The sequence below is a fragment of the Pseudomonas sp. GL-B-19 genome (assembly GCF_019956415.1).
In the GTDB taxonomy this organism is placed as follows: Bacteria; Pseudomonadota; Gammaproteobacteria; order Pseudomonadales; family Pseudomonadaceae; genus Aquipseudomonas.
Window position 1 is genome coordinate 40,440 of record NZ_JAHBDK010000019.1, and the last position, 19,957, is coordinate 60,396.

The 19,957-nt window shown below is 52.7% G+C and carries 18 protein-coding genes; 9 read left to right on the forward strand and 9 right to left on the reverse strand.

Annotated features, from left to right (window positions below; all coding sequences use genetic code 11):
- Positions 1-16: 16 nt before the first annotated feature.
- From KGB06_RS06270 to KGB06_RS06280, 3 genes are all read right to left on the reverse strand, one after another.
- Positions 17-1,459 carry an FAD-dependent oxidoreductase gene (locus tag KGB06_RS06270; RefSeq protein ID WP_223512773.1) on the reverse strand — a complete coding sequence of 481 codons (1,443 nt, stop codon included), beginning with the start codon at positions 1,457-1,459 and terminating at the stop codon, positions 17-19.
- The gene (locus KGB06_RS06275) at positions 1,456-1,650 is read right to left on the reverse strand and encodes a hypothetical protein (protein ID WP_223512775.1); all 195 of its coding nucleotides are present in this window, start codon (positions 1,648-1,650) and stop codon (positions 1,456-1,458) included. The genes KGB06_RS06270 and KGB06_RS06275 overlap by 4 nt, the downstream gene beginning before the upstream one ends.
- Before the next feature lie 133 nt (positions 1,651-1,783).
- Positions 1,784-3,163, reverse strand: a complete 1,380-nt coding sequence (locus KGB06_RS06280) for an oligosaccharide flippase family protein (RefSeq protein ID WP_223512777.1) — start codon at positions 3,161-3,163, stop codon at positions 1,784-1,786.
- A 92-nt stretch (positions 3,164-3,255) separates the two neighbouring features.
- Between KGB06_RS06280 and KGB06_RS06285 the strand changes: the two genes are divergently transcribed.
- The 3 genes from KGB06_RS06285 to galE all read left to right on the forward strand — a co-directional run bounded on the left by KGB06_RS06285 (position 3,256) and on the right by galE (position 8,536).
- Entirely contained in the window at positions 3,256-4,788 is a 1,533-nt protein-coding gene (locus tag KGB06_RS06285) for an O-antigen ligase family protein (RefSeq protein ID WP_223512779.1), read from the forward strand.
- Positions 4,789-4,792: 4 nt separating this feature from the next.
- Positions 4,793-7,477, forward strand: a complete 2,685-nt coding sequence (locus KGB06_RS06290) for a cellulase family glycosylhydrolase (RefSeq protein ID WP_223512785.1) — start codon at positions 4,793-4,795, stop codon at positions 7,475-7,477.
- 81 nt (positions 7,478-7,558) lie between these two features.
- Entirely contained in the window at positions 7,559-8,536 is a 978-nt protein-coding gene (galE, locus tag KGB06_RS06295; RefSeq protein WP_223512786.1) for a UDP-glucose 4-epimerase GalE, read from the forward strand.
- Between the two features lie 49 nt (positions 8,537-8,585).
- Here galE and KGB06_RS06300 read toward each other — a convergent pair whose 3' ends face one another.
- The 6 genes from KGB06_RS06300 to KGB06_RS06325 form a co-directional block, all read right to left on the reverse strand.
- Entirely contained in the window at positions 8,586-9,374 is a 789-nt protein-coding gene (locus KGB06_RS06300; protein WP_223512791.1) for a CpsD/CapB family tyrosine-protein kinase, read from the reverse strand.
- An 11-nt stretch (positions 9,375-9,385) separates the two neighbouring features.
- A complete protein-coding gene (locus KGB06_RS06305) occupies positions 9,386-10,951 on the reverse strand; it encodes a GumC family protein (protein ID WP_223512793.1) in 1,566 nt (521 codons plus the stop codon).
- A 20-nt stretch (positions 10,952-10,971) separates the two neighbouring features.
- Positions 10,972-12,087 carry a hypothetical protein gene (locus tag KGB06_RS06310; RefSeq protein WP_223512964.1) on the reverse strand — a complete coding sequence of 372 codons (1,116 nt, stop codon included), beginning with the start codon at positions 12,085-12,087 and terminating at the stop codon, positions 10,972-10,974.
- A gap of 26 nt (positions 12,088-12,113) precedes the next feature.
- The gene (locus tag KGB06_RS06315; RefSeq protein WP_223512796.1) at positions 12,114-12,659 is read right to left on the reverse strand and encodes a polysaccharide biosynthesis/export family protein; all 546 of its coding nucleotides are present in this window, start codon (positions 12,657-12,659) and stop codon (positions 12,114-12,116) included.
- 433 nt (positions 12,660-13,092) lie between these two features.
- A complete protein-coding gene (locus KGB06_RS06320) occupies positions 13,093-13,557 on the reverse strand; it encodes a hypothetical protein (RefSeq protein ID WP_223512797.1) in 465 nt (154 codons plus the stop codon).
- Positions 13,558-14,232: 675 nt separating this feature from the next.
- A complete protein-coding gene (locus tag KGB06_RS06325) occupies positions 14,233-14,406 on the reverse strand; it encodes a hypothetical protein (protein ID WP_223512800.1) in 174 nt (57 codons plus the stop codon).
- Between the two features lie 282 nt (positions 14,407-14,688).
- Here KGB06_RS06325 and KGB06_RS06330 point away from each other — a divergent pair, with 282 nt between their 5' ends.
- The 6 genes from KGB06_RS06330 to KGB06_RS06355 all read left to right on the forward strand — a co-directional run bounded on the left by KGB06_RS06330 (position 14,689) and on the right by KGB06_RS06355 (position 19,955).
- Entirely contained in the window at positions 14,689-15,648 is a 960-nt protein-coding gene (locus KGB06_RS06330) for a glycosyltransferase family 2 protein (protein WP_223512802.1), read from the forward strand.
- 303 nt (positions 15,649-15,951) lie between these two features.
- On the forward strand, positions 15,952-16,560 hold the full coding sequence (locus KGB06_RS06335) for an oligosaccharide flippase family protein (RefSeq protein ID WP_317849344.1): 609 nt from the start codon (positions 15,952-15,954) through the stop codon (positions 16,558-16,560).
- Positions 16,553-17,509 (forward strand): glycosyltransferase family 2 protein, encoded by a 957-nt coding sequence (locus KGB06_RS06340; RefSeq protein ID WP_223512805.1) that lies wholly within the window; start codon positions 16,553-16,555, stop codon positions 17,507-17,509. Before KGB06_RS06335 ends, KGB06_RS06340 begins: the two co-directional genes overlap by 8 nt.
- Before the next feature lie 7 nt (positions 17,510-17,516).
- Positions 17,517-18,041 (forward strand): serine O-acetyltransferase, encoded by a 525-nt coding sequence (locus tag KGB06_RS06345; protein WP_223512808.1) that lies wholly within the window; start codon positions 17,517-17,519, stop codon positions 18,039-18,041.
- A gap of 5 nt (positions 18,042-18,046) precedes the next feature.
- Positions 18,047-19,024 (forward strand): glycosyltransferase family 2 protein, encoded by a 978-nt coding sequence (locus KGB06_RS06350; RefSeq protein ID WP_223512972.1) that lies wholly within the window; start codon positions 18,047-18,049, stop codon positions 19,022-19,024.
- 7 nt (positions 19,025-19,031) lie between these two features.
- Complete coding sequence (locus tag KGB06_RS06355) at positions 19,032-19,955, forward strand: DUF535 family protein (RefSeq protein ID WP_223512811.1); 924 nt, start codon at positions 19,032-19,034, stop codon at positions 19,953-19,955.
- The last annotated feature ends 2 nt before the right edge of the window (positions 19,956-19,957 follow it).

Genomic DNA, 19,957 nt, shown 5'->3' on the forward strand with positions numbered 1-19,957 from the left:
CTCCGCCTCAGACGCTCTAACTCATACGATTCAAATGTTCAGCTAGCCTTAGAGTAAGTTGCAAAAGCGGCATTGTAGGGTTGCTGGCACCGCCTGTAGAAAAAACACTGCTGCCTGCAACGTAAAGATTCGCTACACCAAACACTTTGCAGTTCTCGTCGACAACTCCAAACTCAGGCGAAGTTGCCATCCGTGTGGTGCCCATATGATGTGCATGGGGACTTACCTTCAGTGGCAAGTCCTCGTCATAAACGCACGCTTCTAGCTTGACAAAACCTAGTCCACCTTTAGCAAAACATTTCGCCACTTCGAGCCCTATAGACTTGATGGTACTCCGGTCCGCAGGGCTTAGTTCCCAATGAACCGTTGGCTTCCTCATCCCTAACGCATCTCGATCCTCGATTAATGTAATGCGGCTGTTCGGGTTGGGAAACTGTTCAATCAACGTACCGATTACTCCATCCCCGGGACAATTGAATTTGGTAATAAATTCAATCTTTTGCGCCTCTCCTGCTTCGCAGATGAGGTTCTCGAAAAAGCCCTTGATTGCGGCCATTCGCCCATAGGACTTCACTTCAGATACAAGCGAGGCACTCACGTTCCCTTTGCCCGAGCTGTGTTCCATCACGAATGTATCTGTCGTGAAGTACTGGCGAGAATCTGTACTCTGCCCGTCTTTCAAGATGAAGGTACCCAATTCGACGTTCAGGTGTTCCATGAAACATCTACCAACGAAACCATCCTTACTTACGATACCGCCATTTACCAGGGACTCACTATTGAGAAGGTGCCTAGCATTCTCGATTGCGCCCGTCGCCAGAATGAGTTGTTTTGCAATGACTCGCTCCCGATGCAGCTCATAGTCCGACACGACTATCGCCGCAATGCTGCCGGTCTTGTTATCAAACTCAAGATCGACACAGTTGCAATTGATGAACACATCAAGCCCTTCGGTCTCATTGAGTTGCTTGGCATATTTTTGTGCAAATCGTGTCGGTGGGCTTAGTAAGAAACGATCAGCCTCAAACTCGGTGTCATCCAAAGTCGCATTGATGGCTTTGAATTCAGAGTGTGGCGGAAGATCCAGGATATCCATGGCCGCTGGCAGATAACGCTCGATCTCGGAAAACGCGATGGGCCAACCGGGTAAATGCACCGGAGGGCCTACGGTAAAGTCAGATCGCTCGAAGGGACGGCATCGCCCGGCCCAGTGATTGGAGGTGCCGCCAAGATACCGCAGGCGCGCTTCCTCGGCGTAGACGTCAAGGCCTGACGATGGGCACTTGTAGAGGCTCTGCGAGTTCTGTGAATATTCGTGTCCACCCCCCTCGACAAGTAGCACCCTCCGGCCATTGCCGGCCAAACGCAAGGCCAGCGTAATGCCGGCTGGCCCCCCCCCAACAATGCAGAAATCATAGGAGTCGCAGAGTTCTTTCTGCGATTGGTAGTCTTTGATCATGCTTGTGTTTGCCGAAAATACTGGGCAGGCAGCACCCATCCATTGATGACAACAAAGTCAGACTTAACCGCAGGAGGCCGAGCATCGGCTTTGGAAATTCCATACATGAGTCCCCCGAGGCTCAACAGGGCAAACGCCTGAAGGAAGCCTCTGCGCCCCATCACAGATGTTTTAAAATCAGGTGCTCTCATGATTCAAAGCTCCACGACATCAAGATTGCGTTGGAAATTTCAACTACGCATCAAGGCCACAGTTTTGCAGGCCTCCATCAATACCCCAATAACGGCGCCGAGCCACAACTTTGGAAACAACAAGAGAAATCGATCAAATCAAAGCTTTAGCGAGACTCGACAACAACTCCCCGCACAAAGCCCCCACCACCAGCATTGGCAGCACAACAAGTTCGCGTTTGAGATTGAACAACCCCAAACGGCAATTGACATAAAAAACCAGGATAAGTGTAGGAAACGCATGCAAGGCGACGCCCCAAATCGCATATTCGACTCCGCCAATCGCCAGCATCAGGGGCAGTAGCCCCCATAAGGAGACTGCGCGAATAATGTTGTCCATGGCTTGGTACTTTGTGAGTCCCAAGGCAAGCCAGACTTGATGCGCCACTGTGAAGCGCATTGTGAAAAAAGAAAGTGAAAGAATGGCCAGCATGTGGCCGGCCTGGGCATACCGCTGATCGTACAAGATGCTGATCAGCAGCGGACTGCCGGTCCAGAACAGTCCACAGAAAAACAGCGAGGCCAGATCGAACCCCAATTTGAAGCGGTAATACAAAGCGTGGAGCCGTGCGGTGTCATTTGTTCTTGAGGCTTCACTGAATGCCGGCAGGGCCACGGCCCCGACCAACCTTTGCATTCCAGTTTGAAGAGCGCCCAAAATCAACACGGCAATGGAGTAGACACCCAGTTCGGTGGCCGACATGCTGCCGCCGAACCAGATGCGATCACCTTGCATGGCCAGTACGCCCACTGCCGAAGACAACAGCATCCAACGGCCGAAAACGACCAACTCCTTGAGCGCAGAACGGTCCCAGTGTAGACGGTTGGACGGGCCCTCAAACCAGAAATGACCCAGCAGAGTGCTGACCATCGCTGCTACTAGACCTGCAGCCACCAGCGACCAGATAGACCGGGTGAAGTAACCGAGGGTCAGCAAGACCAGAAGGCCTGCAAGCTGAGACGCAAAATCGGCGAACACCACTTTCTTTTGCTGGAAAGCACGCACTGCCAAGTCCACTTTCGTCGACTGAAAGCCATAGAAGATTGCCGAGAAACCTGTTAGTGCCAACACCATAGGCAACTCCGGTGCGGCATAGGTGGAGTTGATCGACCACAGATTGAGGGTTTGCGCCAACCAGGCGAAGCCTGCGATGAGAAGTGTCGACGCAAAAAGGATGACTCCGCGCACAATCTGCACGGTCCACACCGTATTAAGGAACACCGGATCGTCGCCATTTGGACTCTGGATGATGTTCTGGCGCAAGCCGACATCGGACAGCAAGTGCAGAACCAGCGACACGGTGGTGGCGATGGCCATGATGCCAAACATTTCCGGCATCAGCAGCCGCGCCATCACCAGGTTGCCACCCAAACGAATGGCTTGAGAGGTAACAAGTGCCCCCAGATTCCATGCCCCAGCAGATATCGCACGCTTGCGCAGGCTCAACGATGGCGATAAATCAACTGAAGGCATTACAACTACCCCGGACTCAATGGCACAAAAGGTACTATAGTCGCATTTGGCCATTCCACTAGTCGCTCATCAATCACTAAGTCCAAAAAACTATGCCTGAGCACTTTCGCGCGTTAATTGCCATTCTGGTTATTGCCGGCATCGTTTTTGCCCTCGCACGTCGATCAGCAGCCGACCTGATGGCTGATCGTGACTTCACTCGTCGCCGCAATCTTTGGTTCGTGTTGACGCTACTGGCCTTTGTTTCGCACAGTTTCTGGGTGTATGCGGGTATTGCCGCCATCGTTTTGACCTTCGCACGAAAAAGCGAGCGCAACCCCGTGGCGCTGTTTTTTATCCTGCTGTTTCTAATCCCGCCGGCTCCGGCAGAAATTCCAGGCTTCGACCTGATCAACTATTTTTTTGCCCTTAACCATATTCGTCTGCTGGCATTGTGCGTGTTGCTTCCAGCTTTTTTCGCGCTACGCAGGCAAGCAGACACGGCCTCTTTCGGACGCACCTGGCCTGATAAGTTGTTAGCGGCCAACCTGCTACTGATGAGCCTGATTTACCTGCGCGAAACCACGGTCACCGACACGTTGCGCCAAACGCTATATCTTTTCATCGATGTTTTTTTGCCTTACTACGTCGCCAGTCGGGCCCTCAAGAAACTCAGCGACTTCAAGGACGCCCTATTGGGTTTTGTAATCGCCGCCATGGTGCTGTCGCTGATTGGTCTCTTCGAATTTTCCCGCAATTGGCTGCTCTACAACGCGCTGATCGATGCCTTGGGCCTACACTGGGAAATGTCTAGCTACTTGAGCCGTGGAGGCTCACTGCGTGCCAGCGCCACCACCGGCCAAGCCATTGCGCTGGGACTTGTCATCAGTGTAGCGATGGGTTTTTACCTGTTCTTGCAAAAGGGTGTACGCAGCCGATTTCAGCAACTCCTGGGTGCGCTCCTGCTCGCAGGTGGACTGGTTGCCCCCCTATCGCGAGGCCCTTGGATTGGCGCAGCCACGATGATCATGGTGTTCATCGCCACCGGCCGGAACGCTTTCAAACGCCTGATGCTACTGGCGGTCGCCGGAGTCTTTACCCTTTCCCTGCTGGCTATTGTGCCTGGCGGGCAAAAAGTGCTTGATCTGCTGCCGTTCATCGGCACGATAGAAGTAGAAAACATCACATACCGACAGCGCTTGATTGACAACGCATTGATCGTTATCCAGCGCAACCTGTGGCTGGGCTCCTTTGATTACCGCAACACACCAGAAATGCAATCCATGATTCAGGGAGACGGAATCATCGATATCGTTAACACCTATATCGGCGTAGCGCTGTCGTTCGGACTGATTGGATTGACGCTGTTCGTGGCTTTTTTTGTCACTGTACTGTTCAGCATCCGCAAGGCAATGCGTACGTTCCCCAACAAAGACGAAGAAGCACGTCGACTTGGACGCGCGCTCCTGGCAACCCTGGCCGGGGCATTGATCACCATCATTACCGTTAGCAGTATTACAGTGATCCCCGTGGTGTACTGGTCGGTGGCCGGACTAGGCGTCGCTTATGCTCAAATGGTGCGCAGGCTCAAACACTCCTCGACCGCCGCCACTGCGAGTGCCGGTGCCAGCCTTCAACTCCGGTAACCCCATGGCCAAATTTTTTCGCCACACCCGTTTGCTGGTTCCGGTTCTTTTGTCTTTTGTTGTTTGGCCGTTTAGCACCTGGGCGTCAGCCTGGGTCGCCAGTGTCGATGATCAAAGCGGCCTGCCAGTTCTGATCCACGGCGGTAGTCCCGTTGTTTCCTCTTCATTCACCTTCTTTGAGGGCAACTGGGGCTGGGTGAGTTTTCCAACCGAGTTCAAGATAGACGCCCCCTACAGATACTCCCTCTCAGGCCAGAACAAAGCACTGGATTTCGACCTGGGTACGAAAATCCAGAAGGAAAACGAGCAGAAACTGACTTGGGATTTTACCCTGGATGCACATAGCACGAAGTTGGACGTGATGGGCGGGGGGGTCGTCTTCAAGTTCGACCCAGCCCTTTTCTCGGGAGAAATGGGCGAGCCGGTTTTGCTCCCTGACAACAGAGGCTGGTCATGGGGGAATGCACAAGGGCGACATATCGAGATGCGTTTTGAGCCTGGACTGGCGAGTGTGTACTTTGAACCGGGTAGTCGATCTGAAGTGCGTGCTTTTTTCTACAAAAACACGATCAAGCCCGGTCATCAGAATTTCAAAGCTACCTTAAGCATATCGGGCGATGTGGCACTTGGCCCCACCACTACCGAGCGCTTCGGCCTGGCGGACCCAAAGAGCTGGCCGAGTGGCAAGCTCGATTGGAAAACCTCACCGGTCGATCTGTCCTTTCTCAACGCTGATGAAAAACCAGCAGGCAAGCGCGGCTTCGTCAAAGCGTCCGGCGAGCAACTGCGATTCGCCGACAACACCCCGGCGCGCTTCTGGGGTACCAACATCACGTCTTATGCGCTGTTCCGCACGCCAGACGATGAAATCAAGCAGCAGGCTAAACGCCTGTCCGCACTTGGTTTCAATCTCGTGCGACTACACCACCATGACTCACCATGGGTCAGTCCCAACATTTTTGGCGACCCTGACCTCACGCGGAACACCCAGCAACTAAGCCCGGAGTCGCTGAAAAAAATTGACTGGTGGATCAAGTGTCTCAAAGACGAGGGCATTTATGTATGGCTCGATATGCACGTCGAGCGAGCCTTTACTGCAAAAGACAACATTTATGGCTTCGAAGAGATGCCAAAAAACAGCAGTAACCACGCCGATCTCAAGGGCTACGCCTACGTAAATATCACCATTCAACAGGCGATGAAGCGTTTTGCCAAAGCCTATTTGACCCATGTAAACACCTATACCGGTCTCGCCTACAAAGACGATCCGGGGATCGCCGCAGTATTGATTAGCAACGAAAATGACATTACTCATCACTTTGGAAATGCCCTGCTACCCGACAAGAACGTTCCAAAGCACAACAAGATTTACATGGCCGAAGCCGCAGCGTTTGCCAACCAGCACAATCTATCGTCCAGCAAAACCTGGCGTTCCTGGGAGCATGGACCCTCCAAACTGTTCCTCAATGATTTGGAACGACGTTTCGACGTTGACATGATTCAGTACCTGCGTGATGTGGGAGTGAAGGTCCCCATCGCCACGACCAGTACCTGGGGCGGTGATGGCCTCAGCTCCCTGCCGGCCCTTACTTCCGGCGACGTAATCGACGCCCACAGCTACGGTGGCCCTGGGCAGCTGGAGAAAAACCCGCTCAACAGCGACGGCTTGATCAACTGGATCGCTGCCGGCCAAGTCAGGGGCAAACCTCTGACCGTCACCGAGTGGAACAATGAACCCTTCCCGACACCCGACCGCCACTCGCTGCCACTGTATATCGCCGGCACCGCCAGCCACCAAGGCTGGGATGCATTGATGCAATATGCCTACAGTCAGGAACCGCTATCCGGGGAATGGATGACTGCCAGCAACTGGCACGCCTATAACGACCCCGCACTGCTGGCCACAATGCCTGCCGCCGCTTTGCTCTATCGCCGCGCTGATGTTCGCGAAGCCAGCACGACCTATATCTTCGCACCGACGCCAGACACCCTGTTCAACCAACTGATCACACCGACTAACTCTGCTCTGCTGCGTACTGCGATGGAGAAAGGCAAGCTGCAAATTGCCATGCCACAGACACCAGAATTGCCCTGGTTGCAACAGAGCGTTATCGCAGGCAATGCGCAGGAGTATCACGACCCTGACCAGTCGCTACTAGATGCCAATGCCAACGAGTCCACGACAGATACGGGCGAGCTCAAACGCAACTGGAAACAAGGCATCTACACCATCAATACGCCGCGCACCCAGGCCGCCACCGGCTGGATCGGCGGTGAGTCGATCAGCCTTGGCGACATCCAGGTTCAAGTGAAGACGGCTTATGCCAGTGTGGTAGTGCAAAGCCTGGACGCCGCGCCTGTGAACCTATCGCAGGATTTACTGATTTCGCTGGGCACCCGCGCCGTCCCCCAGGACGAGGGTAAAACACCTTTTTATGTAGAGCCCCTCGAAGGAACGCTGACCATACAGGCACCGCAATACTTGACACTGTTCACCCACGGCACTCTTGGGCAAATGAAAAAACTGCCTGCTACCTACCGTGATGGCCGCTATACAATCAAATTCGACGGCCAACAGGCGTCGAACTGGTTGTTTTTGAAAAAAGACGTCACTCAAGCCACAGCCTCAAGCAACAAGCAGCCAAGCCCTGTCAACAAATCATCATCCAGCGCATCGGCGACTCAATAGCCAACTAATCTTTTAACGCGATAGTCAGCGGGATCGCACTGACGTTTCAATCTGTGCTTGCTCAGGGGAGTGGAGGTCGGGATGAAATTTTTGGTTATTGGTGGCGCGGGTTATATCGGCTCTCACATGGTCAAGCAGCTACTGGGCGCCTGTCACGAACTGGTGGTGGCAGACAACTTTTCAACAGGCCATCGCGGCGCGTTGATGGGCGGGAAACTGGTCGAACTGGACATTGCCGACGAGCAATCGCTGGACGCCCTGTTTGCGGAACACCACTTTGATGCCGTGTTCCACTTCGCCTCTTTTATACAGGTGGGCGAGTCCGTCACTGAACCTGCCAAGTATTATCAAAATAACGTTTGCGCCACCCTGACGCTGGTAAAAGCCATGGTTCGCGCCAGAGTTAAAAACTTTATTTTTTCCTCGAGCGCCGCCGTCTATGGCGACCCGGTGTATGTACCTGTCGATGAGAAGCATCCCAAGGCCGCGATCAACCCCTATGGTCGGAGCAAGTGGATGGTGGAGCAGGTGCTTGAAGACTTCGACCGCGCCTACGGGCTCAAATCTGTCTGCCTGCGCTACTTTAATGCCGCCGGTGCAGACCCTGAAGGACAGCTGGGTGAACGTCATGAACCGGAAACACACCTGCTGCCACTGATCCTGCAAGCGGCCTCTGGCAGGCGCACATCAATCACCGTCTATGGCCGTGATTACGACACGCCTGACGGTACCTGCATTCGCGACTATGTCCACGTTGTCGATCTCGTTGCGGCTCACGCGCTTGCAGTGGATTACCTGCGCGATGGAGGTGCAAGCACGGCGTTCAACCTCGGCAATGGCCAAGGTTTCTCTGTACAGCAAGTGATTGACACCGCGCGCTACGTGACCGGGAAAAATATCTGCGTGAGCGAAGCGCCGCGACGGGCCGGGGATCCGCCTCGCCTGGTGGCTGATTCCCGGAGGGCCAATACATTGCTTGGCTGGCAACCGCGATTTTCCTCACTTGAACAGATAGTGGCGCACGCCTGGATCTGGGAGCAGAAGTATCCCTGGAATTGAACGTCGGTGCTGGCGAAAACACCGAGCGCCTCTGGCGGACGCAGTACTACTAGTAGTAAGAGGTTCTGGGCTCGGCTTTGTTTAGCACTGTGCCGATCAGATTGGCTGTCGCCAGGTGATGCAGGCTTTCCTCGATCTCTTTCTTGCTGTTCATGCCGTTGGCGACCACAAGCAGGACGCAATCGAATTTAGGCAAGACCGTAATCACCTCGTCCGAACTCAACACCGGTGGCAAGTCGAAAATCACAATACGCGAGTCGTAGCGCTCACGAAGATCGCTAATCAAAAGGCTCACCGCGGGTGATGACAGCACCTCTGCTGAGAGAGGAATCGGCTCTCGTGTCGGCAGGACTACAAACCGCGGCAAGGTCGGATTGATCAGCACGTCCTGCAGTTCAGCTTCATTGGCGAGCAACTCATTGAGCGACTTTTCCATCGGAATACCCAGGCAGCCCCCCACCCTCGGACGACGCAAGTCGAAGTCCACAAGCAACGCCGTCTTGGTGGTGTGATGCGCGATGCTCATCGCCAGGTTGATCGCCACTACCGTTTTACCTGAGTCCGGGGTCGGTGAGGTGATGGCAAGCGTGCGCCAGCCATTTTCCTCCATGGCTTTCAAAACCTGCGTACGTAGCAAATCGAAAGCCCCGCTCATACTCGAATTCTTGTTGTAAGCCACAATGCGATGACGCTCAAGGTGGTCTGCCCGCAAAGGTACAACCTTGGTTTGCACATAACTGAGGGCATTGAGCGTTGGAGGCTGCTCTGTCGATGTGATCACGAGACCTGACGAAGCCTGTTGCTCGGCTATATCGCTCGCTGACTTGATGATTTCCATGACTATATTCCTTATTCAAACCGCGCCAGAGCCTTGAACACCATCTGGTCCACCGGCATGTAGAAGAAGTGCACGAGGATCAATAGGCACGCGATCAACACGAATCCACAGAGGATCAGAAACCTTCGCAACCGCTTGCGGTGTGCGAGTTCCGCCTTGGTGTGAATGTAGGGAATGGTGCCCAATACGCGTCGACCCAACACACTGGCCAGAGCCTCAACACCACGCACGCGCTGATTCAGCATCTCCAGCAGCATGACCAGTGCTCCAGTGCCTACCGGGGCGAGCAAAAAGCCCATGGCAACCACTTTCTTACGGTTGGGCCTGACTGGCTTCTCGGGCATCAGTGGCGACTCAAGAAGAACAAAACGCTCGGCCTTGTTTTCCTGTTCCAGGCTTTCTGAAATTTTCGCCCCCATCTCCTTGGTGCGAATCTCCTCATATTTTTTACGAGCGTTTTCATGGTCACGCATCAGCGTGACCATGCCGCGCTCGACTTGCGGCGTCTCAAGAATCTGCGCCTCGTAGGCCTCTATTTTGCCGAGTATTTCCCGCTTCTGATCGGCCAGCGACTTGATGCGCGCTTCTGAAGCCGCGACCCGGGCCTGCGCCTTGGCAACATCCAGACTAACCGGGCTCACTGCACCTGCTCCGGTACCCTGGGCAACCTCAAGTGCAGCAATTTTGCGTTTGACGGCGCGCACATCAGGGTGAGCTTGCGTATAGATCGACAGCAATCTGGTGTACTCCGCCTTGAGGCTACCCAGATCCTGCGGCTTCTCCGCTGCCGCACCATACGCCCCGGGTTTGCTCGCGACACCGGCGCTGGCGGCGGAAACTTCCAACTCATTGAAGCGCAATTCCTCACGGGCAGCCTTGTAGTCTCGGTCGACTTCCTTAAGCTCGGTTTCGGCGCGCGACAGCATATCCATACGCAATTTCTGATGCTCAGGCAGCGCGTTGCTGTGAGCCTGCTTGAAGTCCGCCAGCCGGTTCTCCAGGGTTTCCAGTTCAACCCTGAGTTTGTCTGCCTCCTGCGTCAGGAACTCCGTCGTCTCACTGGCTCGTTCGGTGCGCTGCCTGATGTTCTCATCCAGAAACAGTGTCGCCAGCTCGTTGGCTACTTTGTTGGCGATCTCTGGTTGCCTGTGTTCAAAGCTAACGCGGAAAGCAATTGTCACCTCTCCGCGCCCCTTGACGGCAGCACTGACGAGGGAAACGGCAATCGCATTGCGCATTTCATCGATCTTCTCGGTGACGCTCGACTGCTGGCTTTGCGAAGAAAATAAATTGTATTTGTCGATGATCTCTTGCAGGTGCTCGCGGGTCATCACGCGCTGGCGAATGACTTCGATGCGCTCATCGGCAAAGGTATTGTTGTTTGCCGCAACCAGGTCTGGCGAAATCTGCTGGGACTCAACCAGAATAGTACTGGACGACTCATAGACGGGAGGGATGGAGATCGCGACCAAGACACTCACCGCGAGTATTGCCGCGATACTCACGACCACCAACACGGCTCGATGCTTGATGATTGCGATGTAGTCGTTGACCGACATTTCGTATTCAGAGGCCATAGTTCTCACAACGTTGAATTTCAGAGTTCGGGGTAACTATAGGTCAGGGTTAACCCGACGACGTTAGCGCTGGCATCCGGCAAGCCATCTTGCTGGTGTTGTTTGTAAGTGAAGGATAGGCGCGCAACCCAAAAAGGTGAGAATTCTCGACTGGCCCAGACATTGAAATTTCGCAGGGTATTGGACGTATCGCCTTTGTTTTTTTGCCATGAGGTATCCAGACCGGTACGACTGAGCTCGTCGATGGAATAACTCCATGTCCCCCGCAGATTATTACTCTCGACGAACCCGCCATCGCCGTTGGCGATCGTACTGCGACTGGCGTCGAGCGTTGTGTCAAAACGCTCGCCGGCATAGTGCAAAGTGAACCCGCCTTGACCTGTGGGATTGCTGTCCGTACCCGTGACCTGGTTGACACCAGCGTACACGGCCCCCTCCAGTTGCTCGGAGATTTTAAAGTTCAAACCTACAGTGGGGGTGTAGCTGTTTGAGGATGCAAGCCCGGAGCCCGACTCAGGCTCATAGCGACTCGCGGAAAAACCCGTGACGAGTACGACGCGTTCGCTCCAGTCATAATTCAAGCTTAGGCGGTTCGAAAGCTCGTCATAGCTGGTCAGAGAATTAATATCGTATTTGAAGTCTGTGTATTCAGTCTTATTGACCAAGGTACTTCGTTCGCTAAGCGCGGTGCGCCAATTGCCGCCCAACGAATATTGCTTTTGCGTACCATCGGCGGCAATCACACCCGTTTCCTGAACCACACTGGAGAGCGTCGAGTTCTCGACATAGCTCGCCGTAAGTCCATACGCCCCTGTTTCGGTCTCACGTTGCCACCCTAGAAGCAGTTTTGGGTCTTCACGGTTGCTAACGACGGATGTATCAGACGAGCGCACGATGTTCAATCCGAGACCGATATTCAACTGATCCTGGTCGGAAGTTCCCATGAAGCTCACATCGGGAGTAATAATCGTCCGTGTCACCGCCTTCTCGTTGTTCCCAACAAGCAGTGGATTGCTATCGTGTTCTACAGTCGTTGGCAGTGCGATTGCTGATTGCCAGGTGGCAGCATAGGCCGCCCCCGAACACGGCAAAACAAAGATCGCCGTCGCAACCCCGGCCCCTCGTAGTACAAGCAAGCTAAACCCTAATATCTCGCGCAAAATCAAGGCACGACCAGCGTATCGCCGGCCTGGAGTTCATAGTTGGTGGACATATCACGTCCGGAGATCAAATCGCTGTAATGGACGGGCAGTACCTGTTTGTTGCGCACAATTTTTATGGCGTCTTTGTCCGCGAATTTGTCGAGCCCACCTGCCATACTCAACACTTGCAGTACTGCAGTTGGACCTGCCAACTGCACTGAACCGGGTTTCAGCACTTTGCCCTGCGCGTAGACGATATTGCCCTTGGGGTCCCTGACGACAACGCTCACGTTCGGATCGGGTATGAACGCTTCGAGCTTTTTGGCAATTACCTTTTCGACTGCCGTGGAATCAAGCCCCGCAACCTCGACTCGCCCCACCAGCGGAAAAGTGATGCTGCCATCGGGAAGTACATGCACTTCCTCTTTTAGAGTCTCCTCGCGCCAAACGGTAATAACAATGACATCCCCGCGATTTAGCAGGTAAACCGAGTTTTTTTCGTTGGCACTGGTAATGCTGGGCCAAACAACCAGCGCACAGAGCGCAGATAACAATAAACGCAACATTGGGATCCCTCCGCCTAAGCAGCCATGCAAGGAGTCTCACACAAAAACGGAGTCAATTCACTCACTCCCATTTTATGCCAAAGAAACCATAAGACAGCACCTGCATCAAGCTTGTCGGCGGTAAATTTCATTTAGTATGGCCTCAGATAGCGAAATTTTAATATTTAACAATGACTTGAATCTAAATACTCCCCCCTGGCTTTTCCACGTCAAATTAACTGCATCATGGTCGTCCGAAAATTCCGCTCAACTGAAACACCGCCAGCCACAGCCACTATAACCACCCCCTTCGCGCGCTTTTTGTCAGAAAATCAGCCGACGTCAACTTCAATCAATCGAACATCAAGTAAAAGCATTTGAAATTCATATATTCGAACGACAGTAAAAATTACCACCAGAACAACTGGCATCGCCAAAAACATGAAGACGTCAATTACACTTTTCGTCGATTGGCTACGGCAACAAAACCAAATAACGCAGAAAAAAATAGCCATGCAAGAGCAGAAAGCGCTACGGCCTTCGGCTGATTCGATGTGCCGGTCAAACCTGTCTCCTGGACATTTTGATCAACCATCACCTGATCATTGGTTATCGCCGCCACTAAGTCGTCACAGGTTGAGTCCGGCTGATGAATGAAACTGCTGAGTTTGGCAGATTGAGTGCTGGCGAAGTAGAGATCGCTGATCATCGAATGCACGCAAAGGCTGCGTCCAAAAGTAAGTAGCTCGCTACCCGAACGTGCTTCGAGAACCCTGTCAACCTGATAATTTAAAGCATCACAAGATTTGCTTATGTGACTATTTTCATTGGAAAAACTGGCCGTCTGCGCATTAAAAACAGCCACACCATTAAAGAGCATCACTACCAGAAAGGACTTAAGGAAAAGTAGTGGACGCATAGCACAACCTTCCTGACAGAGGTTATTTCAATTGTCGGGCGGGGGAGATCTTCACCAAGCTAAGTTGAGCGTATAAGCACATAGCCATCACGTCAATAGCTCGTCACAACAATACGCAGAAATAAAAAACACGGCGGATGGCGTCAAAATGTCGACACAATAAATAACTCCGTTATCAGCGGATGGACTGTTTTCCCATGAAATAGCCCCGGATTCAGGTACCTGCAAATGAGCACTGCCACAAATAGTTTTATTGTTATCTTTTAGACGCTTAGCGTAGGTTTTGAAAACAAGCCTCACGTGTTGGCCTACTATGCTAATAACTGTTGTTCTCAATTTTCTTAATACCACGTACTTTTCGTTGAGTACCCGCTTTACTCCGAACAACTCAAAATCCAAGCCGTCAATCAGATGAACGAAGCCCTACGGAAATGGAAAAGCTGCGCCTCGAAGCGCAAGTACTGTTCACAATGAGTCTCTGGCAAGCGCCAGGATCTTGCCGATTCTACGCATCGTATGCATTGGAGCTCATTCCCCGGAGCTACGAAGACAGCCCACCCAAAGCCGATCGTTACACGTCGACCTTTATCGGGAGGCCCTGCAGGATTGCGTTTGGGTGATGAGGAAACGGTCTCTCTTCTTCATGAATAACGGCCGGTAGAGAAGATATCGATCTCAGTCGCGAGTCAGCACCGGATGCATCCATTTGGCCAGTGGTGGTCTGCCACCCAAGGAAGGCACGGCGACCAACATAGTGGGTGTGAGCGGGTCGACAAGCTGTTGCTGGCCAAGAGGTACTTGCAGCAAGCGGCCCGGAATAGCAGTGCGCGCCCATTGGGTTGTAAACATCAGATTGAAAACGTCGATATAGCACGAAAAGGGAATTTTTTCGGCGAATCCCTAGAGGGGCTAAACATCGAATTTGGCCTACACTCAAGCCCGGGGAATGATCGTGCCTTGCAAAAGCAATTTGGAGTTCAATATGGCAGGGCGCATGGAATAGTCGGCAGCATATGACGGCACTTTGCTACGGATTGAAGGCTGTCATGCTCCAGCCGATTCAATCGATGGGTGGAAGCTGCTGCTTGTTTCAATGTTTAAATCACTTGAGCCGCAGGGGAAGAACCTAATTTGAAAACTAACACTGTCCCGAAGGTTAGCGTACTTGTCCCCATGCGCAACGCAGCCCCGTTCGTTGTTCAGGCGCTGGCGTCAATATTGCGCGAAGTTACCATTAGCTTAGAAGTGGTTGTCATCAACGATAAGTCTACCGACCGCTCATTGGAATTGGTGTTGAATATCAAGGATGAGCGAATCCAAGTCGTAGATGGCCCGGGCAAAGGCATTGCCGCAGCCTTAAATATCGGCCTGGCTTTGGCGCGGGGAGACATAGTCATGCGCTGCGATGCAGATGATCTTTACCCGGTTGGCCGAATCGACCATCAAGTAACGTGGCTTGACAACAATCAAGATTATGCGGCTGTGTGTGGGGGATTTACTGCACTAGATGAATCAGGGCTACTCGTCACCCAGCTAGAGACCGGCGAAATCGGCTCAGATATCACTGAGGAGCTCAATTTAGGGTGCACGAGAACGCATTTTTGTACCTATGCTGTTCGCAAAAGTGCAATTGATCGGGTCGGCGGATTCAGACCCTATTTTGAAACGGGTGAGGATATCGACTACCAGCTGCGCTTAGCCAATTTCGGTCGAGTCATGTACTTACCTCGGATAGCCTACGAATACAGATTACATGAAGCGTCGATAACGCATACACAAACCAATTCAAAGCGTATTTTCTTCGAGGATATTGCCAGAAAGTTTCAAGTTCAGCGCAAGATGTATGGCCAAGATGATCTTCAGCGCGATCAGCCGCCAACAATTCCCGATAGTAGCGCCGACAGTGCTAGTAGTGCAGCAAAACAGATAGGGGGGATGTTAATGGGATCTGCATGGCGCACTCATCAAAGCGGTAATAAATTGGACGCCATAGCATTGGGAATCCGAGCACTTACGCACATGCCTTTTGACATCAGCTCGTGGCGCAGTGTGGTGGCACTGATTGTGAAGTCGGGCAAGCGTTCCCGATGAAAATCCGATGTGCATGAACCACGCTTGGCCAGCACTGGGTAATGCTCTGCGGCAATCGGGGTCAGGCGTCCAGTTCGCGGCATGGCTTTAACGGTGTCCAGACCCCAAAACACTTAACTGATCCCGGATACTGCACTCCCGATTCGCGCAGATAACTCAGGCTCATCAGTAGCCGGCTGGCCGCTAACAACTTGTCAGACCCGATGCGTCCGAAAGGCTCATGCCTGCGTAGCGCGGCTAGCGCAATGGCCAAATGCGACTATAGTACCTTTCGTGCGTGCCATTGAATCCGGGGTAGTTGTAATGCCAGTTGATTTATCGCCATCGTTGAACCTGCACAAGCGAGCGATATCTGCTAGGGCGTGGAATCTTGGCGCACGTGTTACGTCTCAAGCCATTGATTTGGGTGGCAACCCGGCGATGGCACGGCTGCTGATGCTTGGCATCATGGCCGCCGCCACCGTTTCGATGGTTCTGCACATTCTGTCCGATGTTGGCTTGCGCCAGAACATCATCCAGAGTCCAAATGACGACGATGCGGTGTTCCTTAATACGGTGTGGACCGTGCAGATTGTGCGCGGTGTCATCCTTTTTACGTCCAAGCTTGCAGACCTTCTGGTCTTGCTGGCCCTCGGTTACTTCACCCGGTCTACCTGGTCGCTGGTGGCTTCAGGTCTGGTTGCAACAATGGTCAGCACTCTGCCGGGGCATTTCTGGTTTGAGGGCCCGTCCAACCGTCTAAAAAGGGACCGTTCTGCGCTCAAGGAATTGGTCGTTTTCGAAGAGCGTTGTGCCACTTATCCGTGGATCGACCTCATCAAGCAGCGCAGCGGTGTATACGATCAAAACGTTGAGCCGAAGCTTATAGCAATGAGAGTGCAGCACGTTTTGGGTGGGCAATCCAATGGTTAGTGTTTCCCTTGATGTGCTAGTCGTTAACTATAATACAGCGGCTCTGTTAAAGCCGATGTTTAATGCGTTAAGACAAACAAACAGTGCGGATCGCACGCGCTATTTGGTGGTAGACAATGCCTCTTCCGATAATTCTCTCGAATGCCTGGCAAACATTTGTCCAGAGGCATTGCAAGTGGCCAATTATAAAAATATCGGCTTTGGTCGGGCCAATAATCAATTAGTCGAGCACCTGCAAGGTAAATACGCGTTACTCCTTAATACCGATGCCTTTATTGCTGCCGACACCTTGAGCATGACCCTCGAATACATGGAGGCGCATCCGGATTGCGGTGTCCTGGGTGTTCGGTTAGTTGGGCGAGAAGGTGACTTGCAACCGTCCTGTCGGTATTTTCCGACTCCGTTGAATGTCTTCATTGCGCGAACAGGACTCGGTCGCTTTTTTCCTGGGGTGAAGAAGGTCGACGACATGGCTTGGGATCATGAGTCGGTACGTGAGTGCGACTGGGTGCCTGGGTGCTACTACCTAATCCGCCGTGAAGTCATCGACCAGATTGGCTTGTTCGATCCGCGCTACTTTCTTTACTACGAAGAAGTTGACCACTGCAAACGCGTTAAACAGGCTGGTTGGAAAGTGATTTATTACCCGCATACCACGGTGGTGCATATCGGTGGAGAAAGTGCCAAATCTGTTGACGAGCTAAATACGGCCAGCCGTCAACTTCCCAAGTTTCAGATCGAAAGCGAGCTGTTGTACTTTCGCAAGCACCACGGCCTGGCGGGTTTGGCTTTTCATATGGCACTGGTGAGCCTTGGGGATCTAATTTTGGCGCTCAAGGCTCTATTGAAAGGCCGTGATTGGGCGTCTATCCAGGCGTGCTGGCAGCATACTAAAGTTACTTGGATATTGGTGCGTGAAACCCGCCTCGCCAGCCAACCAACACGGTAGATCTTTTATGTTCAAATTCATACGTGCCGACTTGCGTGCATACGGTGGGGATTGGACGGCTCAGGGCTTCTGGGTGATGCTGGTTTATCGCTTTGGGCGCTGGCGCTACGGCGTGCGTCCGGCGCTGTTACGCAAGCTGTTCTCTTTTATATACAAAGTACTTTTCAAGTTTGTGCAGATCGTGACGGGTATCGAACTGCCGTGTGAGGTTGTGGTCGGCCGTAACTTCGTTATCGATCATTTCGGTGGAATCGTGATCAGTGGCTATGCGCAGTTCGGCGACGATTGCCGCATCCGCAACGGCGTGGTGGTGGGGCTAAAAAATGTGGATGAGCCCATTGCCCCGGTGATAGGCAACAATGTTGATATCGGCGCCGGGGCCAAGGTACTGGGCAATATTCGCATTGGTAATAATGTTGTGATCGGTGCCAATGCCGTGGTGCTCATAGATTTACCCGACGACTCGATTGCCGTGGGCGTGCCTGCAACTATCAAGAAAAGAAAGTGCACAGAAGCAAAGGAATGCTTATGAACTCAATGGCCACTGGTATTGGTGTTGTAGTTATCGGTCGTAACGAAGGTCTACGGCTTGAGCGTTGTCTTTCTTCGCTGGTCGGTGTGGCGCAGAAGGCAGTGTATGTCGACTCAGGATCAACGGATGGTTCAGTGCCGATGGCGCTGAAGCTTGGGGTCGAAGTGGTCGAGTTGGATATGACGGTTCCCTTTACGGCTGCGCGCGCGCGTAATGAAGGCTTCGCGTGTGTGCGACGCTTATTGCCGGCGTTACTTTATGTTCAGTTTGTCGATGGTGATTGCGAGGTGGTCGAAGGCTGGCTGCCTCGGGCACAGGCCTTTCTTGATGAAAATCCTCAGGTTGCGGTGGTCTGTGGGCGGCGGCGCGAACGATTTCCACAGCGCTCGATTTACAACTTAATGTGCGATCTCGAATGGGATACGCCGCTAGGTGAGACCAAGGCTTGTGGTGGTGATGCGCTGATAAGGGCCGACGCTTTTGCCACTGTGTCTGGTTTTCGACCGGAGCTTATTGCCGGGGAAGAACCCGAGTTGTGTCTGCGTCTGCGTGCGAATGGATGGAAGGTCTGGCGCCTGGATGGCGACATGACCTTGCATGATGCGGCCATGACTCGTTTTGGCCAATGGTGGTGGCGTACTCTGCGCGGTGGTTACGCCTTTGCCGAGGGCGCATTTCTGCATGGGAATGCACCGGAGCAACACTGGCGGCGTGAGTCGCGTCGGGCCTGGTTTTGGGGCTTGGGGATTCCGTTGGCGACTATCATTGCGGGCTTGATGCTGGGGTGGCTTGGGCTGCTTTTGCTGCTGGTTTATCCATTGCAGGTAGCGCGATTGGCTCGTCGGGGCGATAGAACCGCGCGCGAAAACTGGTTGCTGGCTTTCTTTCTCGTGCTGGGGAAATTCCCCGAGTTGCTTGGGCAAGTCAAGTTTCTATTGGACAGATTCGGCACCGGTAAATCGGCGTTGATCGAATACAAGTGAGACTTCTATGAGTTATTGGCTGGTACTAAAAAGCGTGCTTTCTTTACATGCTGGGTATTCCGTCAGAGCGTTGAAAAACAAGCTGAAGTTCCTGGTATTGGTTGGAATAAACTGGTCCGATCTGAAATTATTTCTGTCGCGCATGTCAAATGCGCTGGGAAAGTCTGGACTTGAGAAGCTGGGGACCGACTGTGTCGGTGTTGTTCATTGGCCATACATTAGTAGAAGATGGGACTCCCAGGCCAGGCTTAGCGTATTAGCCTCACATTACGAAGTGGTCACAAAAAGCTGTCCACAGTTTTTGCTTTTCGGGCGCAATGACCGCTTTATCTTGAGTGATTTATCAGAGTGGTCTGCGGGTTGCTCCTTGGTTCTGGATCGTCCCGTATGGTTTATGCGCGAAGGAGAGCTGGTGCTGAACTTGTTTCAGGGAAATTTGCGCGTTGCATCGATAGCCTTCACGTTGTGCTACACCGAGATTGAGCTTTGTATTTTCATCGGTGCAGTTCAAGGGATACACAAAGGGATAGAGAATGATAAGTCCTTGGCAATTTACCGGGAGCTTACAAAAGATTTTGAAGGTCTTCGGCCAAGAAGTTTTTTGATTGAGACTATTAAATACATCTCAATGAATATTGGTGTTGGAAAAATATATGCGGTAGGGGATGGGTATCGCCATCATCGTCATCCGTATTTCGGCGGTGAAAAAGCTCAAGAGCTTGCGGCAAATTATGATTCGATCTGGTTGGAGCATGGGGCGACACCTTCAGAGCGCGAAGACTTTTTTGAGATTCCCATGGCTTCATCCAGGAAGCCGCTTGACTCTATTCCTTCAAAAAAGCGCGCCATGTACCGCAGGCGCTATGAGCATCTAGATGACACATTTAGAGCAATAGATAAGGTGTTGAAAGGCCGCTATTTAGCACATTGACG

What these genes read in the sequence shown, in the direction of transcription:
- KGB06_RS06305 (WP_223512793.1), bottom strand. Translation starts at nt 10,951, where the DNA reads ATGGCCTCTGAATACGAAATGTCGGTCAACGACTACATCGCAATCATC.
- KGB06_RS06270 (WP_223512773.1), bottom strand. Translation starts at nt 1,459, where the DNA reads ATGATCAAAGACTACCAATCGCAGAAAGAACTCTGCGACTCCTATGAT.
- KGB06_RS06345 (WP_223512808.1), top strand. Translation starts at nt 17,517, where the DNA reads ATGTTCAAATTCATACGTGCCGACTTGCGTGCATACGGTGGGGATTGG.
- KGB06_RS06300 (WP_223512791.1), bottom strand. Translation starts at nt 9,374, where the DNA reads ATGGAAATCATCAAGTCAGCGAGCGATATAGCCGAGCAACAGGCTTCG.
- KGB06_RS06280 (WP_223512777.1), bottom strand. Translation starts at nt 3,163, where the DNA reads ATGCCTTCAGTTGATTTATCGCCATCGTTGAGCCTGCGCAAGCGTGCG.
- KGB06_RS06355 (WP_223512811.1), top strand. Translation starts at nt 19,032, where the DNA reads ATGAGTTATTGGCTGGTACTAAAAAGCGTGCTTTCTTTACATGCTGGG.
- KGB06_RS06340 (WP_223512805.1), top strand. Translation starts at nt 16,553, where the DNA reads ATGGTTAGTGTTTCCCTTGATGTGCTAGTCGTTAACTATAATACAGCG.
- KGB06_RS06290 (WP_223512785.1), top strand. Translation starts at nt 4,793, where the DNA reads ATGGCCAAATTTTTTCGCCACACCCGTTTGCTGGTTCCGGTTCTTTTG.
- KGB06_RS06275 (WP_223512775.1), bottom strand. Translation starts at nt 1,650, where the DNA reads ATGAGAGCACCTGATTTTAAAACATCTGTGATGGGGCGCAGAGGCTTC.
- galE (WP_223512786.1), top strand. Translation starts at nt 7,559, where the DNA reads ATGAAATTTTTGGTTATTGGTGGCGCGGGTTATATCGGCTCTCACATG.
- KGB06_RS06335 (WP_317849344.1), top strand. Translation starts at nt 15,952, where the DNA reads ATGCCAGTTGATTTATCGCCATCGTTGAACCTGCACAAGCGAGCGATA.
- KGB06_RS06325 (WP_223512800.1), bottom strand. Translation starts at nt 14,406, where the DNA reads ATGTTTACAACCCAATGGGCGCGCACTGCTATTCCGGGCCGCTTGCTG.
- KGB06_RS06320 (WP_223512797.1), bottom strand. Translation starts at nt 13,557, where the DNA reads ATGCGTCCACTACTTTTCCTTAAGTCCTTTCTGGTAGTGATGCTCTTT.
- KGB06_RS06315 (WP_223512796.1), bottom strand. Translation starts at nt 12,659, where the DNA reads ATGTTGCGTTTATTGTTATCTGCGCTCTGTGCGCTGGTTGTTTGGCCC.
- KGB06_RS06350 (WP_223512972.1), top strand. Translation starts at nt 18,047, where the DNA reads ATGGCCACTGGTATTGGTGTTGTAGTTATCGGTCGTAACGAAGGTCTA.
- KGB06_RS06285 (WP_223512779.1), top strand. Translation starts at nt 3,256, where the DNA reads ATGCCTGAGCACTTTCGCGCGTTAATTGCCATTCTGGTTATTGCCGGC.